Raw genomic sequence first — 21,892 nt, 5'->3', positions numbered from 1 at the left:
GTCACAAAAAGTCAAAAAAGGCACAACATCCATGGTTTTTTTCAAAAGCCTGACTCGCGAACTGACTTTGAACGCAGTCGGGGTTTTTGTCGTCCTGTTGGCGATTCTGGTTTCCACGCAGGCAATCAATCTGCTCGGCCGCGCAGCCGAAGGGCAGATCGCCAACGACGCAGTGGCCGCCCTGATTGGCTTCTGGGCCATCGGGCTGTTTCCGGTGCCGCTGATTTTAACGGTCTTCATCAGCACGCTGGTCGTTCTGACCCGGCTGTGGCGCGACCAGGAAATGCAGGTATGGCTGGCCGCGGGCCTGTCGCAAAAAAGTCTGCTGGGTCCGGTGCTGCGCTTTGCCGTACCCCTGTCGGCCATGGTGGCCATTGTGGCGCTGGGAATCGCCCCCTGGGCGGATCAGCGCAGCCAGGTGTATGCCGATCAGCTGAAACAGCGCGAAGATATCTCGGCAATCTCCCCGGGGGTATTCAAAGAATCTTCCGACGCAAACCGCGTTTATTTCATTGAGAGCTATGGCGGCGAAAACGGTAACGCAAAAAACATATTTTTCCAGGACCTGACGGACGGAAAAATATCCACCATTTTTGCCAAGAGCGGGCATTTGACCACCGATGACACGCGCCAGCGTCTGGTCACGCTGGAAGATGGCATTCGTTATGTCGGCACCCCGGGCCGGGCCGACTTCGATGTCACCTCTTTCAGCCGCTATTCGGTCGCCATCGGCAAGGATCACGATCTGGTCACGGCGCCGCGCTCGCGGCAATCGCTGCCGACGGCCTTGCTGCTGTCACAGTACGACGACCCGGCAGCGCGCGCCGAGCTCGCCTGGCGCCTGTCCCTGCCGTTCAGCTGCCTGATCCTGGCCATTCTTGCCATTCCGCTGGCTTACACCAATCCGCGTTCCGGCGGTCAGGCATTCAACCTGATTGCCGCCCTGCTTTGTTATTTTGCCTATCAGAACGGCCTGACCGTGGTGCGCAACAGCATCCTGCACGACACCCTGCCGATCTGGAGCATCGCCTTTGTCCATCTCGGCTTCCTGTTGCTGGGGCTGTTCGGTCTGTATTACCGCGACCGGCCCGTTCAATCGGTTTACAAGACCATGAAATCCCTGTTCGGAATGAAAGCCTGACCGATGCGACTGATTTCCCGCTACATCCTGTCGCAGCTGATCAGCTCGACGATCTACACCCTGACGGCCCTGCTGGCGCTGTACGCCTTCTTCGACATCATCCAGGAGATGCCGCGTGTCGGTCAGAACAGTTATGGCATGCAGACCATGCTGACCTATGTGGCCCTGCTGGTTCCGGGACATGCCTATGAGCTGCTGCCGCTGGCGGTCCTGATCGGCGTGCTGGTCGGCATGACCCAGCTGGTGACCCACAGCGAATACACGGTCATTCGCACCAGTGGCATCACGCTGCTGCAGATCGGCCGACTGCTGTTCGGCTTTGGTCTGGCCTGCGCCATCCTGACCCTGTTTCTCGGCGAGCTGGGTGCCCCGCTGGCTCAGCAGAAGGCCGAACAGCTCAAACTCTCGGCCACGCGCTCACTGGTAGCGCAGGAGTTTCACTCCGGCCTCTGGGTCAAGGACAACACCAATTTCATCAACATCCGCGAAATGCTGCCGGATCAGACCCTGCTGGGCATTCACGTCTACACCTACAACGGCAACTACCGGCTGGAGAGCACCAGCGAGGCGGAGCGCGGCGTCTATGATGCAGCCAGCAAGTCCTGGCGACTGAGCAATATCAAGATCACCCGCTTTGCCGCGGACCACATCAGCACCGAGCACCTCGACCACACGGCATGGCAATCGGTCATCGAGCCGGGCATCCTCAACGTGCTGCTGGTGGTCCCCGAGCAGATGTCGGCCAGCAACCTGCTGACCTACATCCGCCATTTGCGTGACAACAACCAGAAAACCCAGCGTTACGAGATCGCCATGTGGGGCAAGCTGTTCTATCCGCTGGCCTGCGTATCGATGGCGCTGGTGGCCCTGGCGTTCACCCCCAAGCAGCGCCGGCACGGCCAGCTCGGTCTGCGCCTGTTTGCCGGTATCTGCATCGGGGTTGCCTTCCACTTCACCAACCGTCTGTTTGGCTATCTCGGCCTGCTGCACGACTGGAATCCGGCGCTTTCCGCCACCCTGCCCACCTTGTTGTTCCTGATGGCAGGTCTGACGATGATTTACCGACAGGAAACCCGCTGACATGAGTGATGACCTGGCCCTGGCGCGCCAATGGCGCAATGACCTGAAAGCGCGCCGCCAGGTACTGGCGGACGAGTACTGCCAACACCATGATCCGCAGATCTATCTGTCGCGCCATGCCGACGAGGTCGACGCGGCCATCCGCCAACTCTGGCACAGTCTCTCGCTGGGTGAAGAGGCCGCCCTGATCGCCGTCGGGGGTTATGGCCGGGGCCAGCTCTTCCCCTGTTCCGATATCGATGTCCTGATCCTGCTGCCGGACGATGCCCGGCCTGAACTGACCGAGACGGTCACCAGGCTGATCGGTCTGATGTGGGACATCGGCCTGGAGGTGGGGCACAGTGTTCGCACCCATGCCGAATGCCTGCGCGAATCTGCCGCCGACATCACCATCGAAACCAATCTGCTGGAGCAACGCCTGATCTCCGGTAACCGGCAGGCTTTCGACGCACTGAGCCTGGCACTGGAAAACCAGCGCGACCCGCTGGCCTTCTACGAAGGCAAGACACTGGAGCAACAGCAGCGCCACAATCGTTTCTTTGGCGTCACCAACAATCTGGAGCCCAACCTCAAGGAAAGTCCTGGCGGGCTGCGCGACCTGCAAACGCTGATCTGGATCAGCAAGGCCACCGGACTGGGCAGCCACTGGGATGATCTGGTGAAGCGCGGCATTCTCACGCCGGCAGAGGCCCGGCTGATCAAGCATGGCGAACGACAGCTGGAGCGCTTGCGCATTTTCCTGCACCTGCTGGCGCGTCGTCGCGAAGACCGGCTGATCTTTGACCTGCAGCAACAGCTCGGGCTGGCGCTCGGCCTGCCCGACAGCAGCATCCTGCGCGCCAGCGAGCAAGTCATGCAGCTCTACTACCGGGCAGCGCGTACCGTCTCGCAGCTCAACGGCATCCTGCTGCCCAATCTGCGTGGCCGCATCTATTCCCAGGTTCCTCGCATCACCGAGGTGCTGAATGAGCACTTCTACTCGGTGAACGGCATGCTGGGCATCCGCCATCCGGAAGTCTTCACCCGCGACCCGTCAGCCATCCTGCAGGCCTTCCTGATGCTGCAGCAGCACCCCGAGCTCACCGGTTTTGCCCCGCGCATGCTGCGGGCCCTGTGGCACGCACGTTCCAAGATCAACGAACGCTTCCGCCAGGATCCGGTCAACCGGCAACTATTCCTGCAGATTCTCAGCACACCGGGCCTGACGCGCAGCCTGCGCCGCATGAACCTGTACGGCGTGCTCGGCAAATACCTGCCGGCATTTGGCAAGATCGTCGGCCAGATGCAGCATGATCTGTTTCACGTCTATACCGTCGATGAACACATCCTGATGGTGGTGCGCAACCTGCGCCGCTTTGCCATCAGCGCCTTCAATCACGAATACCCCTTCCTGTCCCGGCTGATCAACGACTTTGAACGCCCGCATGTGCTGTATATTGCCGGCCTGTTTCACGACATCGCCAAGGGCCGGGGCGGCGATCACTCGCAACTGGGCATGGCCGATGCGCGCGACTTCTGCGACAAGCACGGACTGAGCGCCGAGGACACCGAGCTGGTGGCATGGCTCACCGGCCAACATTTGACCATGTCGCACATTGCGCAGAAGCAGGACATCTACGATCCGGAGACGGTGCAGCGCTTCGCCGAACTGGTAGAAACACCGCGACGCCTGTGTGCCCTCTATCTGCTGACGGTGGCCGACATTCGCGGCACCAGCCCCAAAGTGTGGAATGCCTGGAAGGCCAAGCTGCTGGAAGACCTGTATCTGGCCACCCTGCGGCATCTGACCCGTGGCGGGGCCGTCGACATGCATTCCGAGCTGGAGGCGCGCAAGCAGCAGGCCCGCGCCCTGCTGCGACTGTATGCCGTGCCGGATGGAGCCGAAGAAAAGTTGTGGTCACAGCTGGACATCGTTTACTTCCTGCGACACGAGGCGCGCGAAATCGCCTGGCATGCACGGGTCTTGAACCGCTTTACCGACAGCGGCGAACCCATCGTCCGTGCCCGGTTGTCCGATGACAAGGAAGGCATTCAGGTGCTGGTCTATACCCCTGACCAGTCGGCGCTTTTTGCCCGCATCTGCGCTTTCTTTGGACGCACGCATTACAGCATTGCCGACGCCAAGGTTTACACCACCGCACATGGCTATGCACTCGATACGTTCCACGTCTTCATCCCCGAGCATCATGAGGACGACTATCGGGACATGATCAACTTCATCGAATTCGAGCTGGCGGGCAGCCTGCGGCGCCAGGATCCGTTGACCCTGCCGGGGGACGGCCGGATCAGCCGGATGCTGAAGCACTTCCCGATTACCCCGCAGGTGCTGATTCGCCCGGATGACAAGGCCAATTACTTCGTGCTGTCGATCGTTGCCGGAGATCGTCCCGGCCTGCTGGCACGCATTGCCGCCGTCCTGACTGATCATGATCTCGCCGTTCACTCTGCTAAAATCATGACACTTGGCAGTCGTGCCGAGGACTCCTTCCTGATCACCGGCCCGGGACTTAACGACGACAAGACGGTCGTGGCCCTGGAGAGTGAACTGTTCAACGCCCTGAGGATATGACCATGCGCCTGTCCCATTTGTTTTCCGCCCTGATGCTGTGCTGCCTGAGTACGGTCACGCTGGCCGAGAGCCAGACCGAAACGCTGGTTTTTATCCGTCACGCCGAAAAGCAACCCGACGATCTTGGGCAGCTGACCTGCCAGGGTCTCAATCGGGCGCTGGCCCTGCCTACGCGGCTCAAGAGCCTGTTCGGCAAGCCGGACTACCTGTTTGCCCCCGATCCCGCAGTCCTGAATCACGGCTTCAGTTACGTGCGCCCCCTGGCTACCCTGGAGCCGACGGCCATCCAGCTGGCGATGCCGGTCAACACGCACTTTGGCTACGATGATATCGACGGCCTGCTCAAGGAGCTGGATCAGCCGCGTTACGCCGGGTCGATGGTGTGGATTGCCTGGGAGCACAACATGATCGAGAAACTGCTGCATACCGTCGCCAAGCGCTACAAGGCGGACGACCTGGGGATCAGCAAATGGTCGGGCAAGGATTTTGACCGTATTGCGGTCCTGACGCTGACGCGCGACGGCAAGCAGGTGAAGGTCGCCTACCGGCAGCTACAGCAGGAACTGAACGGCCAGTCGACCCGCTGCCCGCTGCCGGCCGCACAAGGGGGCTGAATCAGTCCCACTCATCGAACAGCCGGCCGGTACGGCCGGTCTGTGACTGACAGGCGATCTGCAGGGCACGGTTGATCGCCTCTTTCTTGCTTACCCCCCACCACTCGATCATTTTCTCCAGCGCGCGCTGGGCGTCACGCGTCAGCTCTACCGTCACGGAGAGCTCCTGCAGGCGATTGCGCCGCAGTTCGCGACTGCGCCGCTTGCGCTCCGCCACGGTCATGGCGCGCGCACCCAGCGGCTTGCGCCCGGGTTTCTTGCGCACGCCGCCGATCAGATCAAAAGTGTAGTGGTCGCAGGGATCTTTCATACACGAAATCAGGTCGACGGAAAGGGGCGCAAGCATAGCATAGACCGCGGTTTCCGTCATATGAAAACCGGGCTGAAAGCCCGGTTTGACTGACTAGGTTGAACGACCGCGCCGCCCGCCCTGTTGCAGGGGGTTAGGCAGACCGCGACGCGACTCCTTCACGATATACATGTCGTTGTCTGCCTTGCGGATCAGATCCTGTGGCAGCGTTGCCTCCGCCGGATAGAAACTGACGCCGATGCTGGCCGAAATGAACAGTTCGTCACGGCCAAACAGGATGGGAGTCTCCAGCCGGCGCAGGATCTTCTTTTTCAGCAGCGCTGCCGCCTCGCGGGTATTCAGTCCCGGGATGATGGCAATGAATTCGTCACCGCCAAAACGCCCGACCGTATCCGATTTGCGCAGCGCGGAGGCCAGACGCTTGGCTACCTGCACCAGCACGCGATCCCCCGCCTCATGGCCATAGCGGTCATTAATCTGCTTGAAGTAGTCCAGATCGATGAACAGTACGGCAAAATGCCCGTCGTTACGCTGACAGCGCCGGATTTCCTGCCCCAGCCGGTCAAACAGCAGCACGCGATTGATCAGGCCGGTCAGAGAGTCGTGGCTGGCCTGGAACAAAATGGTTTCCTGCGCCTGCCGGGTATCGGTAATGTCCAGCATCACACCGAACAACTGATGCTGTTGCTGCTGCTCCAGGCGCATGCCGCGCAGCGAGAGCCAGCGGGTATAGCCATCGGCATTGATCATGCGCAGCTCGAGACCGATCTGAGCGCCCTCCTCCAGACAGGCGTTGATCTGATCGCGCCAGCTGCCGCGGTCATCGGCAGCAATCAGGGCCTCGAATTCGCCCAGCCCCCACTCCGGCCGCGATGGCAGGCCCAGGAAACTCTGCGCCTCATCGGAGAGCAGCATGGTCCTCAGCTGCATGTCGAGCCGCCAGTGGCCCAGTCGGGCCACTTTTTCGGCCATGGCCAGCAGTTCGACCTGCTCTTCCAGTTCGCCATGCGATTCGCGCAGACGGCCCTCGACATTCATGCGTTCGATCACCCCGCCCACCCAGCGGGCGAGCAGTTTGACGAAAATGCGGTCATTGTGATCAAAACCACCCGGGCGCAACACCCGCGAACAGAAGGACACCGTGCCATACATCTGCCCATGCACCCACAGCGGGGCACCGATGTATGACTGATAGCCGAAGTGGGAGAAGCAGGGATGATCGGCCCAGGGAGAGTCCAGGAAGGGCGACAGCGCCTGCACCTCGTGCGACGCGGCCGTGATGCTGCAGTAGGTCTGCGCCAGCGGCCAGGTCTGGCCATGCTGCAAGATACCCGGCGCATTGTGCGCCAGCAGATGGAACACGCCGTCCTGAATGTGGCTGACCATACCCAGCTCGAGGCCCAGCGTGCGGGCGCCTAGCTCCATGGACTCGTCCAGCCAGCGCTGCCGGTCCGATTCGGCCAGCGTCATGATGTCGGCCAGCGCGGTCAGGCGATCCAGCTTGCGGATGCGATTGCTCTCGACCTCGATCAGTTCACTGACATCGGTCAGGCGCAACAGACGACCACGCCAGTCAGGCAAGGGACAGGGAATTTCTTCAACCGCCAGAATGGCACCACTGCGTGTCCCCGGCAGCAGGGAGAACAGGGTGCCGCGAAAAATGGCATTGCTGCGCGAGATCATGGCGTCGACCCGCCTGAGCATGCCGGACAGCTTCTTGCCGATCAGCTCGGTCTGGGACAGGCCCAGCACCCGCGGGACCATGGCATTGAATTGCTGAATCTGGCCGTCCACAGACAGCGTCAACCAGGCATCTTTCGAGCGGCCATAATGCAGCGCCCAATCGGCAATGCTGCTGTAGTCGGTTTTTTTCACGCCAGTCTCTTGGTATGCAGCTTACGTTTCAGTCTCAGTATTAATTCAAATGGGCGTGTTTGTCACTGGTTTTGAAGGCATCGCTAGATCAGATGCGTCAGTTGCAGGCCCCACAATATCGCCATGCAAGGCACGGCAGCCACAATATCATCCAGCATCACGCCCAGACCACCGTGGACGTGCTCGTCAAACCAGCGAATCGGCCAGGGCTTGAGAATATCGAACAGTCTGAACAGGGCGAAGGCCACCAGCCAGGCCAGCCAATGCGCTGGCGTCATGGACAGAATCAGCAGCATGGCCACGACTTCGTCGAAGTTGGCACCGCCATGATCGTGCACGCCCAGTGCCTGATCCGTTTTTTCACTGACATACACGCCAAGGAAAAACAGTGGCAGGCACAGCAGGGCCAGCCAGAGACCGTCGACACCGGCCAGCCGAAGCAGCCAGTAGCACGGGAACGCCGCCAGGGTACCAAAGGTGCCCGGCGCCCAGGGCGCCAGACCGCTGCCAAAGCCAAAAGCAATGAAAAAAATCGGATGACTGAAAACAAGCTTCAGGTCAGGCTTGATTTTGAAAGTGGTCATAACCTTCTCTCTCCAGGACAAGCAATTGGCCGTTGCCATCGATCAGACGTGCCGGCCCCGCGCCAGCCAGAACACGACCGATGCGACTCACGGCGCCCTTGCCAGCGAGTGCGCTGATCGCTGCACGGGCCGATACCGGCGCCGTGAAACACAATTCATAGTCATCGCCGCCGGCGGCCAGCGCCCAGGCCAGCGACTGGCGGCGCTCGAGCAGCCAGGGGTGGCTGGGCAAGGCATCCAGCCAGACTTCGGCCGTCACTCCCGAGCGCTGCAGAATATGACCAAGATCGGCCATCAAGCCATCAGACACATCAATGCAGGCATGGGCCAGCGGCAGCAGTGCCTGCCCGAGCGCCAGCCTGGGGGTCGGACGCTCCAGCTTGAGACGACAGGCGGCCAGCACGTCATCCGGCGGCGCATCGCTGCCCGGCACATGGTGGTGCAAGGCCAGTGCCGCCATGCCCAGCTCGCCACTGACCCAGATATCATCCCCTTCACGGGCTGCATGGCGACACAGTGCCTGCCCATGCGGCGTTTCACCGAGAATAGTCACTGACAGTGTCAACGGGCCGCGCGTGGTGTCGCCGCCGATCAGTGCCACATCATGCGCCCGGGCCAGATCCAGCAAGCCGGCGGCAAAACCCGCCAGCCAGTCCGGCGTCACCTCGGGCAAGGCCAGCGACAGCAGGGCCCAGCGCGGCCGTGCCCCCATCGCCGCCATGTCGGACAGATTGACCGCCAGCGTCTTGTGCCCCAGTGCAGCGGCATCGACATCCGGAAAGAAATGCCGGCCACTGACCAGGGTGTCGACCGAGATATGCAGATCACACCCCGGACTCGGCCGGATGATGGCGGCGTCGTCGCCAATCCCCAGCGTCGTCTGGCTGCCGGTGGCGCTCGGCGCAAAAAAGTGCTGAATCAGTTCGAATTCGTTCATGGATCCGGATGTGAAAACACCCGCCGACAACTGCGGGCGGGTGTGACAGGGCATCAACCGCTTATTGCGGCCGGCGGGCGACTTCTTCTTCGCGCACCTGGGCGGCCAGCTTGTCCAGCACGCCATTGACGAATTTGTGACCGTCGGTACCACCAAACGTCTTGGTGATCTCGATCGCCTCGTTGATGATGACCGGGTACGGCGTCTCCGGGTGCTGGGTCAGCTCCAGTGCCGCCATCAGCAGAACGGCACGCTCGATCGGGCTGACATCCTCCGCCGAACGTTCGTAGTAACGGGCAACCAGCGCAGACAGCTGGGCGGCATCCTTCAGCACGCCGAACAGCAACGTACGAAACAACGTTTCGTCGGCCTTGGCAAAATACTCGTTCTCGCGCAGGTGTTTCTCGATGGTGGTAGCGGTTCGATCCGGATTCAGCGTCCATTCATACAGACCCTGAACCACAAACTCGCGCGCACGACGACGGGCAGTTTTCATTGAAGCAATTCCTTGTAAAGAACGAAGCCGCCCGGCAAGGCACAGGCGGCCTGTCAACACTACCAGCTCAGCGCAGCGCCTGCTGCAACCGAACCATTTCCACCGCGACACGTGCTGCATCGCGGCCTTTTTCCAGCATGCGGACTTCCGCCTGCTCATCGTTTTCGGTGGTCAGTACGGCATTGGCCACCGGGATGCCCGCATCCAGACCGATGCGGGTCAGGCCGCTGCCCGACTCATTGGAAACCAGCTCGAAATGATAGGTTTCACCACGAATGACCGCGCCCAGGGCAATCAGGGCATCAAAACGGCCGCTCTTCGCCATGGTTTGCATGGTCAGCGGGATTTCCAGCGCGCCCGGCACCGTGGCCAGGGTGACATCCGCGGCCGCCACCCCGAGACGGGCCAGTTCGTCCAGGCAGGCATCGCGCAGCCCGTGGCAGACATTCTCGTTGAAGCGGCTCATGACGATACCGAATTTCAGGCCATGGCCATCCAGATTCGGGGCGATACGATGGATGCTATCCAGCATGTTCAATCTCTTTTGCAATTAGCGCAGAACTGTTTATTTTAATCCATTTCCACGCTGCCGTGTTGCGGCTGGCAAAATCCGCTGACTTCGAGGCTGAAGCCGGCCATGCTCGGCAGCGTTCGCGGCGAGGACATCAGGCGCATCTTGCCCACCCCGAGCGTCTTGAGGATCTGGGCCCCGATACCGAAGGTCTTGTTGTCCCACACCGCCTGTACCGGCTCGCTGGACGGCAGCGCACGGGCCAGCAGATCGTCGCCGTTTTCCGGGCGGTGCAGCAGAATCACCACGCCACAGCCCTGCTCTTCGATGTACTCCAGCGCATTGGGCACGGTCCAGGAGTGCGGCCCGGAGACCGGGTCCAGCAAATCCATCACCGACAGCGGCTCATGCACCCGCACCGGGGTTTCCCGCTCGCAAACCGGGGTACCCTTGACCAGCGCCAGATGCGTGGCACGGGTCAGCACATCACGGAAAACATGCAGATCGAAACTACCGAACGGCGTATCCACCGGACGCTGGCCGACGCGCTCCACCACGCTTTCGGTACGGCTGCGGTAGTGAATCAGATCGGCAATCGTGCCGATGCGGATGCCGTGCTCGTCGGCAAACTTCAGCAACTCCGGCAGGCGGGCCATGGTGCCGTCGTCGTTCATGATTTCACAGATCACCGAGGCAGGCGTCAGACCGGCCAGCTGCGCCAGATCACAGCCGGCTTCCGTATGGCCGGCACGCACCAGTACACCGCCCGGCTGGGCCATCAGCGGGAAAATATGCCCCGGCTGAACCAGATCCTCCGGCCGGGCCTGAGGCGCGACGGCAGCCAGAATGGTTCTGGCGCGATCGGCGGCGGAAATGCCGGTGGTCACGCCACTGGCCGCCTCGATCGAGACCGTGAAATTGGTGCCATGCGAAGTCCCGTTGCGACTCACCATCAGCGGCAGGTTCAGCTGATGGCAACGATCCTCGCTCAGGGTCAGGCAAATCAGGCCGCGACCGAATTTGGCCATGAAGTTGATGGCTTCCGGCGTCACGAACTCAGCCGCCATCACCAGATCACCCTCGTTCTCCCGGTCTTCTGCATCGACCAGAATCACCATCTTGCCCGCCTTGATATCGGCCACGATGTCCTGCACCGGAGAAATCGCCATGCTCACTATCCTTTATCGTTGTTCTGTCTGATCACTGCTTGGCCAGTACCCGCTCGACCGTATCCACGATCGCCTGGGTCTGGGGATCAATCTCGATATTGACCAGATCCCCGACCTCGCGCACGCCCAGAATGGTGCGCTGCAAGGTTTCAGGAATCAGGTGTACGCAGAAACGGTGTTCCTGCACGGCGCCGATGGTCAGACTGGCCCCATCCACGCCGATATAGCCTTTGGTCAGCACATACTTCATGGCACCGGCGGGCATGTCGAACCACAGCGTACGGTTGTCCGGGGTGCGAATCACCTCGCTGACACGTGCCTGGCAATAGATATGCCCCGACATGGCATGACCGCCGATCTCGTCGCCAAAACGCGCAGCGCGCTCGACATTGACGCGATCTCCGGGTTGCAAGCCCCCCAGATTGGTCACCCGCAAGGTTTCCTGCATCAGATCGAAAGCCACCTGATCGCCGTCAATGGCACTGACGGTCAGGCAACAGCCGTTATGCGCCACCGACGCCCCCGGCGTCAGTCCCGCCAGCATGTCCTGCGGCAGACGGACGACATGACGACGAAAATCCTGTTTTTGTTCCACGGCGACCAGCTCGCCCATGCCCTGCACAATCCCGGTAAACATACCCGCTCCTGTCGCAACACCCGCACTCACGGCGGGCGAATAATCTGGTTGGCTATGATACCCAAATCCACTGCTGGCCGCCGGAGCTTATTGCTTCACATAAAGACAAAAGCCCGGCTCAGGCAGCGCAAAACACAATATCTTGATGAAACTCAAATTCAGTCGCTACATTTTGCAAATTCTCTTTCCCGCCTGCCGGAAAATTCCCCTAGAGTACCGCCTGTCAGCAGCCCCCTTCCGTACAGACGAGAGAATTACCCATGCTTCAGGTCAAAAAACGCGATGGCGCGATTGTGCCCTACGATGCCAGCAAAATTGCCGATGCCTGCCTGCGTGCCGCACAAGCCGCCGGCTATCCGGCACCGCGCGCCCTGGCCGGTCATATTGCCGATGAAATCGAGCAGGCATGCCGAGCACAGCCGCAGGATCTGATCGACATTCCCACCCTGCAGCAAAGCGTCGAAGACGCCCTGATGCACCACTATCCGGATGTGGCCCGGGTGTACATCGAATACCGCCATGAGCGCGACACCATTCGCGCCCAGGGCTCGGCCCTGCATGCCAAGCTGATGGGGCTGGTGCACAAGACCGATGAAGAGGCCACCACCGAGAACGCCAACAAGGATGCCAACGTCTTTCCGGTAATGCGTGACCTGATGGCCGGCATCGTTTCGCGCCAGTTCGCCAGCACCTTCCTGCCCAAGGACATCCTGCAGGCACACCAGCAGGGCGATATTCACTATCACGACCTGGATTACTCGCCCTTCCTGCCATTCACCAACTGCTGCCTGGTGGACCTGCAGGGCATGCTGAAAAACGGCTTCCGCCTCGGCAACGCCAAGATCGAGAGCCCGAAATCGGTCGGCGTGGCCTGCGCGGTCACGGCGCAGATCATCGCCCAGGTCGCCAGCCACCAGTATGGTGGCACCACCATTCCGAATATCGACCTGACACTGGCCCCCTACGTCGAGAAAAGTTACGAGAAAAACCTGCTCATTGCCCGTGAATACGGCATCAGCGAGCCGGAGCGGTATGCCCGCGAGCGCACCGAGAAAGAAACCTACGACGGCATTCAGGCCTGCGAGTATGAAATCAACACACTGTTCAGCTCCAATGGCCAACAACCCTTCGTCACCTTCTCTTTCGGCATGGGTACCAGCTGGCAGGCACGCGCCATTCAGCAAGCCATCCTGCGCGTGCGCATCCGCGGACTCGGCAAGGAAGGCGTGACGCCAGTCTTTCCCAAACTGGTCATGTTCCTCGATGAAGGCATCAACCTGCGTCCGCAAGACCCGAATTACGATCTGAAACAACTGGCACTGGAGTGCGCCTCCAAACGCATGTACCCAGACATCATCTCGGCCAGACTCAACCGGCAGATTACCGGCTCCAGCGTGCCGGTCTCGCCGATGGGCTGCCGCAGCTTCCTGTCGGTCTGGCACGATGCCGAGGGCAAGGAAGTGCTCGATGGCCGCAATAACCTGGGGGTTGTCAGCCTGAACCTGCCCCGGATCGCCCTGGAGGCCAAAGGAGACCGCAGCCGCTTCACCAGCCTGCTCGACGAGCGTCTCGAGATCTGCCGCCGCGCCCTGATGACACGCATTCACCGCCTGGAAGGCGTCAAGGCCAACATCGCGCCCATCCTCTACACCGAAGGGGCGTTTGGTACGCGTCTGGCACCGGACGACGACATCATGACGCTGTTCCGCGATGGCCGTGCCTCGATCTCGCTGGGCTATATCGGCCTGCACGAAGTGGGCCGGCTGCTGTTTGGCGTTCATCCGGCGGACAGTACGGCGGCGCAGGATTTCCTGCATGGCATCGTGCGACACATGAGCCAGGCCACCAAGCAATGGCGCGAAGAGACAGGCATTGGCTTCTCGCTCTACTCCACCCCCAGCGAGTCGCTGTGCCATCGATTCTGCAAACTCGACCAGCAGCGCTTTGGCGACCTGCCGGACATTACCGACAAGGGCTATTACACCAATTCCTTCCACCTCGACGTGCAGCGCAAGGTCAGTCCGTTCGAGAAAATCGCCTTTGAAAGCGGCTATGCCGAGCTGGCCAGCGGCGGACACATCAGCTATGTCGAACTGCCCAATATGCAGCACAACCTGAAGGCTCTGGAGCGCATCTGGGACCATGCTGTCGAACATGTGCCCTATTTCGGCACCAACACCCCGGTCGACTCCTGCGGTGCCTGCGGCTTCATGGGCGAAGCCCTGGCAACATCAGAGGGCTTCACCTGCCCGCAGTGCGGCAATCGCGACAGCGCCTCGCTGTCCGTCACCCGCCGTGTCTGCGGCTATCTGGGCAGCCCCAATGCGCGACCATTCAATGCCGGCAAACAAAAAGAAGTCATGCGGCGCGTCAAGCACCTGGGAAGTGCACAAGCCCATGAACTATGATCGTTTTTACACTGACGACCTGGTGAACGGCGAAGGCATCCGGCTGACGCTGTTCGTCACCGGCTGCCAGCATGCCTGCCCGGGCTGCTACAACCAGAGCACCTGGGATCGCAAGGCCGGCCACCCCTTCACCGCCGAGGTGCGCGACCGTCTGCTGCAGCTGGCGGCGCGCCATGACGGCCTCAGTCTGTCCGGCGGCGACCCCCTGCACCCGGCCAACCGCGAGGCCATCCAGGATCTGTGCCAGCGCTTCAAGCAACGCTATCCGGACAAGGACATCTGGCTGTGGACCGGCTACCGTCATGAAGAAATTGCCGAGCTGCCTTTACTGCAATGGGTCGACGTGCTGATCGACGGACGCTACCTGCAGGCCCAGCCCACCACCCTGCCTTGGCGCGGTTCCGCCAACCAGCGGCTGATCCGCCTGGCGCGCCACCACGCCGTTGCTGCATCGCAAAATTGATTGGTCATACCCTGTTGACACCTTTAAATCCCGAAGCGTATATTTCACGCTCCTCAATGATATAGGGGGCTCCGGCCTTGGAAAGCAGTCCTAGTCGATCTTGCATCGACCACATCTAAGCCCGGCAAGACCACCGCTGTTCATCAGCCACCGTCTTGTCGCAGGCAAGGCGGTGCGCCTTCGTTTTTCGCGCATCCCACACTGAAATGATCGTTCTGCAGCGCCGCTGGCGAGGCAGACACCCCATAACGGCCCCTGGCACGTCCGCCCACCCTGTCGTGGCGGATCGGCACTGGCCGTGAACGACCATGGCACCGCCATCTGCGGCGCCATGGCTTTGACATTGGCATTTTACTGGAGCGCATCATGAACTACGGATCCCTTCTGGCGGCAGACATTCGCCGCGACCGGCAAGCCTCGCGTGTCGGCCTCACCCATTTCTTTCAACAACTGATTCGTCGCCTTGCCGGCCTGGCGAGTCACTGACCCCGGGAGCCAGCCATGGAAGAACCCAGTTGTAGTCGATCGGTCACGCTGACCGGCAACGGACCGCCAGGCAAGTGCAGTATCTGACCCTGCCCCGCCTGCCCCCCCTTCAGCGTGACCCGATCCCGCGCCACCGGCGCACAGTTCCCCCCCACTGTTTGTCCAGACTTTCAGGACGGCTTGATGTTGCCGCCGCAGTACGCGACGGTCAGCAAACATCAAGACGCCTTGTCCGGTCGACATGTCGGGTATCCCCACGCATTCGAATCGAAGAGAAGTAGACAATGAGCGAAAAAAACACACAAAGCGCCGTCCTGGACAGCGCCCACCTCGGTGACATCCGCGGCGCATTCGGCACCATCCGGCAGGGCGATCACGCCAAGCGCACCGGCTGGTGGCATCGCCTGCGCACCCTGCTGGCCATTCTCGGTCCGGGCCTGATCGTCATGGTCGGCGACAACGATGCCGGCGGCTTCAGCACCTACGCCCAGGCCGGACAGAACTACGGCACCAGCCTGTTGTGGACGCTGGCACTGCTGATCCCGGTCCTGTACGTCAATCAGGAAATGGTGCTGCGTCTGGGGGCCGTCACTGGCGTCGGCCACGCCAGACTGATTCTGGAGCGGTTCGGCAAATTCTGGGGCGCTTTCAGCGCCATTGACCTGTTCCTGCTCAACGCCCTGACCATCGTCACTGAATTCATCGGCATCACGCTGGCCATGCAATTCCTCGGGCTGCCCAAGGAATGGGGGGTGATCGCCTCGGCGGTGCTGATCATGATGGCGGTCAGTACCGGCGACTTCCGCCGCTTTGAACGTTTCTCCATGGTACTGGTGCTGCTCAGCCTGTTGCTGGTGCCGCTGTTCTTCATGATTCACCCGCCCATGGGCCAGATCGCCCGCGACCTGTTCGTTCCCGGCCTGCCCGCCGGCGGCAAGCTGTCGGACGTGATGCTGCTGATCATTGCCATCGTCGGCACCACCATCGCTCCCTGGCAGCTGTTTTTCCAGCAAAGCTACGTCATCGACAAGCGCATCACCCCGCGTTTCATCAAATATGAGCGTGCCGACCTGTGGCTCGGCATCATCCTGGTCCTCATCGGCGCCATCGCCATTATCAGCTTTACCGCCGGTATCTTTGCCGGCAAGCCGGAGTTCGGCAACTTCCAGGACACGGGGGCCGTTGCTGCCGGCCTTGCCCACTACCACAGCCCGCTGGCAGGCATCCTGTTCGCCATCGCCCTGATTGACGCCAGCCTGATCGGGGCCAGTGCCGTGTCACTGTCAACCGCCTACGCCCTGGCAGACGTGATGAGCATGAAACACTCGCTGCACCGCAAACCCGGTGATGCCAAGGCCTTCTATGCCGTGTACTTCCTGCTGATTGCCGCGGCGGCCGCCCTGGTACTGATCCCCGGCGTCCCGCTGGGCCTGCTGACCAATGCGGTACAGACGCTGGCCGGCGTCCTGCTGCCTTCGGCAACCGTATTCCTGCTGATTCTGTGTAACGACAAGGATGTACTCGGCCCGTGGGTCAACAGCAACCGGACCAACCTCTTTACCGCCCTGATCGTTGCGGCGCTGGTCATTCTGTCCATCATCCTGACAGCCTCGGTCCTGTGGCCGACGATCAGCGGCGAAACCATCACCGAGATTCTGGTTGGCGGCGGGGTCATGGCCCTGCTGGTCGTCGTGGCGTCACAGGTGCTGCGCCTGCGCAAGGAGGCCGAGCATGGCGCCGGCCGCCTCACGGCAGCCGGCCGGCAAGACCCCGGCAACTGGCGCATGCCGCCGCTGCACAAATTGCCGGCCATGCGCCTGTCCAGAAGCAACAAGCTGTGGATGGCCGTGCTGCGCGGTTATCTGGTGCTGGCCGTGCTGATGGTGATCTACAAAGTGTTTGAAGTCGCCATGGGTGGCTGAGGTCGCAAACGGCCGGTCGAGCCGAACTCGACCGGCCCTGACAAGGAAAGGAGTGTGTCATGTGGACCAATCAACCGCAGGCACCTTGTGATACGCATTTGCAGGCACGCCTCCGGCAACAGCTGGCGCATTGGTTGCAGAGCGGCCGGGGCAGCCACCCGATGGCGCTGGAGCGTGACCGGCTGGTGGCCCGCTTTCTCAAATACCGCATCGAGAGCCGGCTGATTCCCTTGCGCGATATGCAGGGACGCGCTGCCGGCACCCTGGCCCGCAGCTGGATCGGCACCCCCGATGGCCGCTCGCTGGACGGACAGACGCTGCGCCTTATCCTGCGTCACGATGCCGCGGCACAACGCGCGCTTCAGGCGCTGTGGCAGCAACTGCATGCCTGCAACTACTTTTTGCTGGCAGAGCGGCAAGGTCCGCTGCACCTGCCTCTGCAGCCTGGCGAGCAGGCCCTGGAAGCCACCACCACCCTGCAGCAGCTCGGCTTGAGTGCGCGTCATGTGGCGGTGGTGATTGAACCGCAATGCGAGCCAGCCGCCAGCTTTCAGCGCCAGGGGCTGCATGTGGGCATCAGTCTGGCGCGTGAAACCTGGGGCAGTGAACTGCCACAGGATCTGCATGCCGGTTTTGTGCATCTTCAGCCCCAGCGCTGGGCGGCGCAACAGCTGAACAGCCTGCAGCGCTGGGCACAGCAGCATGCTGCCCGCATCATTCGCCACGGGGCACTGCTCTGTGCCTGAGTCTGGACGCGTGGTGGCGTTGCGCTGGCAGCGCCATTACTCGCCCGGCACCCTGTCTGCCGACAGACCGTATTCGATCGGCGTCAATACATAAAAAACATTGACCTGATGACTGGCCAGCAAGGCGAACATGGCATCGACCTCCGCCTCAGTCACCGCCATGGTGATTTCCTGCGGCTGACCGGACAATTCAAAGAAGTGACTGGCCTGGATATGACCACTGCGACCGAAGCCTTCGCTGGCGGTTTGCAGGGTGGCGCCTTTCAGCCCAAGCTGGCGCGCCTGCTGCAGCAGCCATTGCGCCAGAGGCAAACCGTGCTGCAAGCGGTCTTGTTGGGTATAGAACGTCAGTTGATAGCCACGCATGACAAGCCCTCCGTTTGATCCATCCATTCTAGCCACAGCGGATGCCTCATGGGGCGTTCTGTCCCGGCACAGCAGCGAATGCCTGACGCCATTGCTGTGGCGACACACCAAATCGCTGGCGAAAGTGCTGCCGCAGTGAGGCCGCGCCGGCAAAGCCGACCTGCTGGGCCACGGCCTCAACACTGAGGGTGCGCCGCTCAAGCAGGCGTTGCGCCTGCCCCAGGCGCTCATTCAGCAACCACGCCCCGACCGTGGTACCCGTCAAGCGACGAAAATGACGGGTAAAGGTACGGCGGCTCATCAACACCCGCGACGCCAGGCTGTCGAGCGTATGCGGTTCGGCAAGGTGTGCCCGCACCCAGTCGATCAGCCCGCTGAGCCGCATATCCCCTTCGGCACGCGGCAAGGGCTGTTCGATGAACTGCGCCTGCCCGCCCTGGCGCTGCGGGGATAACACCAGGCGCCGGGCAACGCTATTGGCTCGTTCGGCGCCGATCATTTGCCGCAGCAGATGCAGGCAGCAATCCAGCCCGGCGGCGGTGCCGGCGGAGGTCACCACCTGACCTTCATCGACATACAACACCCGCTCATCCAGTACCACTTGCGGAAATCGCCGGGCAAACTCCTCGGCGCAGGCCCAGTGCGTACTGGCGCGCAGACCATCCAGCACGCCGGCATGCGCCAGCACAAAGGCCCCCAGGCACAGGCCAACCAGTCGTGCACCACGCCCGTGCGCCTGGCGCAGGGCTGCCAGCAGGCTGGCCGAAGGCAGGACCTCAGGGTCCCAGCTGGGCACAATGATCATGTCGGCCTGCACCAGCACCGACAGGTCATGCTCGACACCCAGCGCCAGACCGACCGAAGTATCAAGCAAGCCCGGGCTCTCGGCGCACACCTGCAGCACCCAGTCATCCGCCTGGGTGCGCATGTCACCGAACACCACGCAGGGCACAGAAAGGTGGAACGGGCTGATCCCGGGGAAAGCCAGCACGGCAATACGCATCGTCATCCAGACACCAGAAAGTGAATTGGCCCGATTATATCGTTTATTGTCATTCGGGCCACTCTCTGATCGATTGCAAGCCGGGCACAATCAGCACACCACCACCTCATCGAAAGGAAACAACATGCCCACCTGCCAACGCGCCCTGCTGGTCATCGACATTCAGAACGACTACTTCCCGGGCGGTGCTTTCGAGCTGGCCAATGCCGAGGCGACACTGCAGCAGATCGAACAGGCCGCCGCCAGTGCGCGGTCGCAGCAGATCCCGGTCATTCTGGTGCAGCATATTGCCGATCCGGCCAAGGGCCTTTCCCCCTTCTTCAACCAGGATACCCATGGCGTGGCCCTGCACCCGCGCATCACGGCGGCAGCACCGGATGCGGCGATCGTGGTCAAGCGCTTTGCCGACAGCTTTCACCAGACCGGGCTCGGCGAGCTGCTGCAGCAATGGCAGGTCAAGGAACTACTGGTCTGCGGCATGATGACGCAGAACTGCGTCACCCATACGGCACTGTCCCAGGCGGCCGCCCCCTACGAGGTCAGCATCCTGACCGATTGCTGCACGACGGTCAGCCCCATGCTGCATGCCATCGCGCTGAATGCGCTCACCTCCCGCAGCGACATTCGCCTGCAGTCATGGCAGCAAGCCCTGGCCTGAAAGCCGCCGGCATGGTTTTCCTTTTACAATGTCCCCCGATACAGAGACAGGACACCAGGGAAAGACCATGAAAATTCTGATCATGGCCGCCTTTGCGGCCGAGGCGGCATCACTGCACCAGCATTTGGCGAAGCAAGGGGCATGGCAGACCGCAGCCATCCCCGGCCTGGCATCGGCGCGCACCATGTCTTGCCTCGACCATGAAATCTGCCTGGCCTGCACAGGTGTCGGCACCGAGGAAGCCGCCATCTCCACCACGGTGGCCCTGCGTGCCTGGCAACCCGAGTGCGTGCTGATGTGCGGCACCGCCGGCGGTGTCGGGCCTGGCTGGCGAGTCGGGGACGTGGTCGCCGGGTCCCGCATCCTCAACATGGATCTGCTGACCTTGCCCGCCATCCTGCAGGGCACACCGTTCGAACACTGCCTGCACAATGACAACACGCAGCGTCAGCTGGAAACCGAGTGGCCGTGCGATCCCGTACTGCTGCGTCTGGCCTGCCAGCTGCCGGAAGTCCATGCCGGCACCATTTTCTGCAGCAATAGTTTTCCGGTACCAGCGACCCACTTCCCGCGCATGCAGGCCGAGGGGTCAGGGGTCATTGAAATGGAAAGTGCCGGCGTTGCGCGTGCCTTGCACCGCTTTGGCCAGACCCCCATGCTCACGCTGCGCGCCATCAGCAACCTGATCAATGAACGCGGTGAAGACCAGGGAACGGCAGAAGGCAGCATTGAGCGCTGTGCACGGCATTTGTCGACAACGGTACAGGGTCTGCTGGCCGCGCTGTAGCCCGTCACGCCGCACTCGCGGGGCCTATTGCCGCACACGGGCCACTGGCTCGGGAACCTTCCACGCGCCACTCATTCCAAAAGCTTTAAATAATTTACATAAATTATCACCAAAGCATATTCGAGGAATGAGCATGGATCGTATCGATGCGATGAGGGTCTTCGTGCAGGTGGCCGAAACAGGCAGCTTTACGCGCACCGCCGACACACTGGCCATGCCGCGAACCAGCATTTCCGCCGCCATTCAGCAGCTGGAAAGAGAGTGGTCAACCCGTCTGTTTCACCGTACCCCCCGCCGGGTCGCCTTGTCGCGTGACGGAGTCCGGGCCTTGCGCCATTGCCGGCAGATTCTGGCCGAGCTGGCGGCGCTGCCCGGCCAGCTGAACACCGAGCCACCGCCCCTGCAAGGTGTGTTGCGCATCGAGGCTCCCGCTCACTTTGCCCGCAGCATGCTGCTGCCGGCCCTGCCGACTTTCCTGGCCCGTCATCCGGCCCTGAGCCTGAACCTGCTCAGCAACGAGCAGCCATCGGCCAGCCAGGCCGATGCACTGGATGGCCGCATTGAGCTTGAGCCAACGACATCATCCGACTGGAGGCACGAACCACTGGGCGCACTGCTCATGATCCATTGCGCCAGCCCGGACTATCTGGCCCGCTTCGGCACACCGCAAACCCCTCAGGATCTGGTGCAGCATCAGTTCGTACCCTGCCGCGAGCACCCCACCGGTCAGTCGGTGCCTTGGCGCTGGCCACGACAGGGGCAAGACTGGCCGATCCCACGGTCGGCACGCCTCTGCGTCGACAGGCGCGATCACCTGCTGGCCTGCGCCCTGGCCGGCATGGGCCTGATCCAGGCACCGCTGGCCGAGGTGGCTGAGCCGCTGGCACGCGGTCAGCTGGTCAGTGTCCTGACGGCATGGAGCCCGGCGCCCGTGCCGGTATGGATGAGCTATCCGCGACATGCGGGTGTCAACCCGGGGGTGCCCGCGCTGGCCGAGTGGCTGAAAACGGTGCTGGAGAACCACAGGTTATTTGCCAAAGACATCGGCTATCCCATTGATTGAGATATGTAATTAATCCATTTTCGATTAATTAGTCTAAACTCAGACCAAGGGCCCCATGCCCCGGGAG

Annotated in this window: 21 protein-coding genes; 11 read left to right on the top strand and 10 right to left on the bottom strand. The window is 61.7% G+C overall.

The window, feature by feature from the left end; translation table 11 throughout:
• Positions 1-31: 31 nt before the first annotated feature.
• Genes lptF through AACH39_RS02885 form a run of 4 tightly spaced genes read left to right on the top strand, consistent with a single transcriptional unit; the run spans position 32 to position 5,404 of the window.
• Positions 32-1,141, top strand: a complete 1,110-nt coding sequence (gene lptF / locus AACH39_RS02900; protein WP_215782523.1) for an LPS export ABC transporter permease LptF — start codon at positions 32-34, stop codon at positions 1,139-1,141.
• Between the two features lie 3 nt (positions 1,142-1,144).
• On the top strand, positions 1,145-2,221 hold the full coding sequence (gene lptG / locus AACH39_RS02895; protein ID WP_215782524.1) for an LPS export ABC transporter permease LptG: 1,077 nt from the start codon (positions 1,145-1,147) through the stop codon (positions 2,219-2,221).
• 1 nt (position 2,222) lies between these two features.
• Positions 2,223-4,790 carry a [protein-PII] uridylyltransferase gene (locus AACH39_RS02890; RefSeq protein ID WP_338620843.1) on the top strand — a complete coding sequence of 856 codons (2,568 nt, stop codon included), beginning with the start codon at positions 2,223-2,225 and terminating at the stop codon, positions 4,788-4,790.
• Positions 4,791-4,792: 2 nt separating this feature from the next.
• Positions 4,793-5,404 carry a histidine phosphatase family protein gene (locus tag AACH39_RS02885; RefSeq protein WP_215782526.1) on the top strand — a complete coding sequence of 204 codons (612 nt, stop codon included), beginning with the start codon at positions 4,793-4,795 and terminating at the stop codon, positions 5,402-5,404.
• A 1-nt stretch (position 5,405) separates the two neighbouring features.
• On the opposite strand, the gene AACH39_RS02880 is transcribed toward AACH39_RS02885, so the two are convergent.
• The 8 genes from AACH39_RS02880 to AACH39_RS02845 all read right to left on the bottom strand — a co-directional run bounded on the left by AACH39_RS02880 (position 5,406) and on the right by AACH39_RS02845 (position 11,923).
• Complete coding sequence (locus tag AACH39_RS02880; protein ID WP_215782527.1) at positions 5,406-5,714, bottom strand: hypothetical protein; 309 nt, start codon at positions 5,712-5,714, stop codon at positions 5,406-5,408.
• Between the two features lie 93 nt (positions 5,715-5,807).
• Positions 5,808-7,589, bottom strand: a complete 1,782-nt coding sequence (locus AACH39_RS02875; RefSeq protein WP_338620842.1) for a GGDEF domain-containing protein — start codon at positions 7,587-7,589, stop codon at positions 5,808-5,810.
• Between the two features lie 83 nt (positions 7,590-7,672).
• A complete protein-coding gene (locus AACH39_RS02870; RefSeq protein ID WP_215782529.1) occupies positions 7,673-8,173 on the bottom strand; it encodes a phosphatidylglycerophosphatase A in 501 nt (166 codons plus the stop codon).
• On the bottom strand, positions 8,148-9,110 hold the full coding sequence (gene thiL, locus AACH39_RS02865; RefSeq protein ID WP_215782530.1) for a thiamine-phosphate kinase: 963 nt from the start codon (positions 9,108-9,110) through the stop codon (positions 8,148-8,150). The genes AACH39_RS02870 and thiL overlap by 26 nt, the downstream gene beginning before the upstream one ends.
• A gap of 61 nt (positions 9,111-9,171) precedes the next feature.
• Positions 9,172-9,606 carry a transcription antitermination factor NusB gene (gene nusB, locus AACH39_RS02860; protein ID WP_215782531.1) on the bottom strand — a complete coding sequence of 145 codons (435 nt, stop codon included), beginning with the start codon at positions 9,604-9,606 and terminating at the stop codon, positions 9,172-9,174.
• A gap of 67 nt (positions 9,607-9,673) precedes the next feature.
• Positions 9,674-10,138 carry a 6,7-dimethyl-8-ribityllumazine synthase gene (gene ribH / locus AACH39_RS02855; protein ID WP_215782532.1) on the bottom strand — a complete coding sequence of 155 codons (465 nt, stop codon included), beginning with the start codon at positions 10,136-10,138 and terminating at the stop codon, positions 9,674-9,676.
• 38 nt (positions 10,139-10,176) lie between these two features.
• Positions 10,177-11,286, bottom strand: a complete 1,110-nt coding sequence (ribBA, locus tag AACH39_RS02850) for a bifunctional 3,4-dihydroxy-2-butanone-4-phosphate synthase/GTP cyclohydrolase II (protein ID WP_338620841.1) — start codon at positions 11,284-11,286, stop codon at positions 10,177-10,179.
• Between the two features lie 31 nt (positions 11,287-11,317).
• On the bottom strand, positions 11,318-11,923 hold the full coding sequence (locus AACH39_RS02845; RefSeq protein ID WP_338620840.1) for a riboflavin synthase subunit alpha: 606 nt from the start codon (positions 11,921-11,923) through the stop codon (positions 11,318-11,320).
• 260 nt (positions 11,924-12,183) lie between these two features.
• Between AACH39_RS02845 and nrdD the strand changes: the two genes are divergently transcribed.
• The 4 genes from nrdD to AACH39_RS02825 all read left to right on the top strand — a co-directional run bounded on the left by nrdD (position 12,184) and on the right by AACH39_RS02825 (position 17,948).
• Entirely contained in the window at positions 12,184-14,331 is a 2,148-nt protein-coding gene (nrdD, locus tag AACH39_RS02840) for an anaerobic ribonucleoside-triphosphate reductase (RefSeq protein WP_215782535.1), read from the top strand.
• Positions 14,321-14,794 (top strand): anaerobic ribonucleoside-triphosphate reductase activating protein, encoded by a 474-nt coding sequence (gene nrdG, locus AACH39_RS02835; protein ID WP_338620839.1) that lies wholly within the window; start codon positions 14,321-14,323, stop codon positions 14,792-14,794. Before nrdD ends, nrdG begins: the two co-directional genes overlap by 11 nt.
• A 770-nt stretch (positions 14,795-15,564) precedes the next feature.
• Positions 15,565-17,202, top strand: a complete 1,638-nt coding sequence (locus tag AACH39_RS02830; RefSeq protein WP_338620838.1) for an Nramp family divalent metal transporter — start codon at positions 15,565-15,567, stop codon at positions 17,200-17,202.
• Positions 17,203-17,261: 59 nt separating this feature from the next.
• Positions 17,262-17,948, top strand: a complete 687-nt coding sequence (locus AACH39_RS02825) for a hypothetical protein (protein WP_215782538.1) — start codon at positions 17,262-17,264, stop codon at positions 17,946-17,948.
• Between the two features lie 36 nt (positions 17,949-17,984).
• Here AACH39_RS02825 and AACH39_RS02820 read toward each other — a convergent pair whose 3' ends face one another.
• Both AACH39_RS02820 and AACH39_RS02815 read right to left on the bottom strand, forming a co-directional pair.
• Positions 17,985-18,314, bottom strand: coding sequence for a DUF190 domain-containing protein (locus AACH39_RS02820; protein WP_338620837.1), 330 nt, complete (start codon positions 18,312-18,314; stop codon positions 17,985-17,987).
• A gap of 46 nt (positions 18,315-18,360) precedes the next feature.
• Positions 18,361-19,323 (bottom strand): helix-turn-helix domain-containing protein, encoded by a 963-nt coding sequence (locus AACH39_RS02815; RefSeq protein WP_338620836.1) that lies wholly within the window; start codon positions 19,321-19,323, stop codon positions 18,361-18,363.
• 118 nt (positions 19,324-19,441) lie between these two features.
• On the opposite strand from AACH39_RS02815, the gene AACH39_RS02810 reads away from it, so the two are divergent.
• The 3 genes from AACH39_RS02810 to AACH39_RS02800 all read left to right on the top strand — a co-directional run bounded on the left by AACH39_RS02810 (position 19,442) and on the right by AACH39_RS02800 (position 21,825).
• The gene (locus AACH39_RS02810) at positions 19,442-19,975 is read left to right on the top strand and encodes a cysteine hydrolase family protein (RefSeq protein ID WP_215782541.1); all 534 of its coding nucleotides are present in this window, start codon (positions 19,442-19,444) and stop codon (positions 19,973-19,975) included.
• A gap of 67 nt (positions 19,976-20,042) precedes the next feature.
• Positions 20,043-20,762 carry a 5'-methylthioadenosine/S-adenosylhomocysteine nucleosidase gene (locus AACH39_RS02805; RefSeq protein ID WP_338620835.1) on the top strand — a complete coding sequence of 240 codons (720 nt, stop codon included), beginning with the start codon at positions 20,043-20,045 and terminating at the stop codon, positions 20,760-20,762.
• Positions 20,763-20,895: 133 nt separating this feature from the next.
• A complete protein-coding gene (locus AACH39_RS02800) occupies positions 20,896-21,825 on the top strand; it encodes a LysR family transcriptional regulator (RefSeq protein WP_338620834.1) in 930 nt (309 codons plus the stop codon).
• The last annotated feature ends 67 nt before the right edge of the window (positions 21,826-21,892 follow it).

The sequence above is a fragment of the Paludibacterium flexuosum genome, assembly GCF_037076605.1.
Classification (GTDB): Bacteria; Pseudomonadota; Gammaproteobacteria; order Burkholderiales; family Chromobacteriaceae; genus Paludibacterium.
The sequence above is the reverse complement of the archived record's forward strand: the minus strand, read 5'-3'. Positions and strand labels throughout refer to the sequence as shown.

Bases quoted from the DNA above. Each gene is read 5' to 3' on its own strand.
- nrdG (WP_338620839.1), top strand. From the start codon at position 14,321: ATGAACTATGATCGTTTTTACACTGACGACCTGGTGAACGGCGAAGGC.
- ribH (WP_215782532.1), bottom strand. From the start codon at position 10,138: ATGCTGGATAGCATCCATCGTATCGCCCCGAATCTGGATGGCCATGGC.
- AACH39_RS02830 (WP_338620838.1), top strand. From the start codon at position 15,565: ATGAGCGAAAAAAACACACAAAGCGCCGTCCTGGACAGCGCCCACCTC.
- AACH39_RS02885 (WP_215782526.1), top strand. From the start codon at position 4,793: ATGCGCCTGTCCCATTTGTTTTCCGCCCTGATGCTGTGCTGCCTGAGT.
- AACH39_RS02845 (WP_338620840.1), bottom strand. From the start codon at position 11,923: ATGTTTACCGGGATTGTGCAGGGCATGGGCGAGCTGGTCGCCGTGGAA.
- AACH39_RS02890 (WP_338620843.1), top strand. From the start codon at position 2,223: ATGAGTGATGACCTGGCCCTGGCGCGCCAATGGCGCAATGACCTGAAA.
- AACH39_RS02810 (WP_215782541.1), top strand. From the start codon at position 19,442: ATGCCCACCTGCCAACGCGCCCTGCTGGTCATCGACATTCAGAACGAC.
- lptF (WP_215782523.1), top strand. From the start codon at position 32: ATGGTTTTTTTCAAAAGCCTGACTCGCGAACTGACTTTGAACGCAGTC.
- thiL (WP_215782530.1), bottom strand. From the start codon at position 9,110: ATGAACGAATTCGAACTGATTCAGCACTTTTTTGCGCCGAGCGCCACC.
- AACH39_RS02800 (WP_338620834.1), top strand. From the start codon at position 20,896: ATGGATCGTATCGATGCGATGAGGGTCTTCGTGCAGGTGGCCGAAACA.
- AACH39_RS02820 (WP_338620837.1), bottom strand. From the start codon at position 18,314: ATGCGTGGCTATCAACTGACGTTCTATACCCAACAAGACCGCTTGCAG.
- lptG (WP_215782524.1), top strand. From the start codon at position 1,145: ATGCGACTGATTTCCCGCTACATCCTGTCGCAGCTGATCAGCTCGACG.
- AACH39_RS02880 (WP_215782527.1), bottom strand. From the start codon at position 5,714: ATGAAAGATCCCTGCGACCACTACACTTTTGATCTGATCGGCGGCGTG.
- AACH39_RS02870 (WP_215782529.1), bottom strand. From the start codon at position 8,173: ATGACCACTTTCAAAATCAAGCCTGACCTGAAGCTTGTTTTCAGTCAT.
- AACH39_RS02815 (WP_338620836.1), bottom strand. From the start codon at position 19,323: ATGACGATGCGTATTGCCGTGCTGGCTTTCCCCGGGATCAGCCCGTTC.
- ribBA (WP_338620841.1), bottom strand. From the start codon at position 11,286: ATGGCGATTTCTCCGGTGCAGGACATCGTGGCCGATATCAAGGCGGGC.
- nusB (WP_215782531.1), bottom strand. From the start codon at position 9,606: ATGAAAACTGCCCGTCGTCGTGCGCGCGAGTTTGTGGTTCAGGGTCTG.
- AACH39_RS02825 (WP_215782538.1), top strand. From the start codon at position 17,262: ATGTGGACCAATCAACCGCAGGCACCTTGTGATACGCATTTGCAGGCA.
- AACH39_RS02805 (WP_338620835.1), top strand. From the start codon at position 20,043: ATGAAAATTCTGATCATGGCCGCCTTTGCGGCCGAGGCGGCATCACTG.
- nrdD (WP_215782535.1), top strand. From the start codon at position 12,184: ATGCTTCAGGTCAAAAAACGCGATGGCGCGATTGTGCCCTACGATGCC.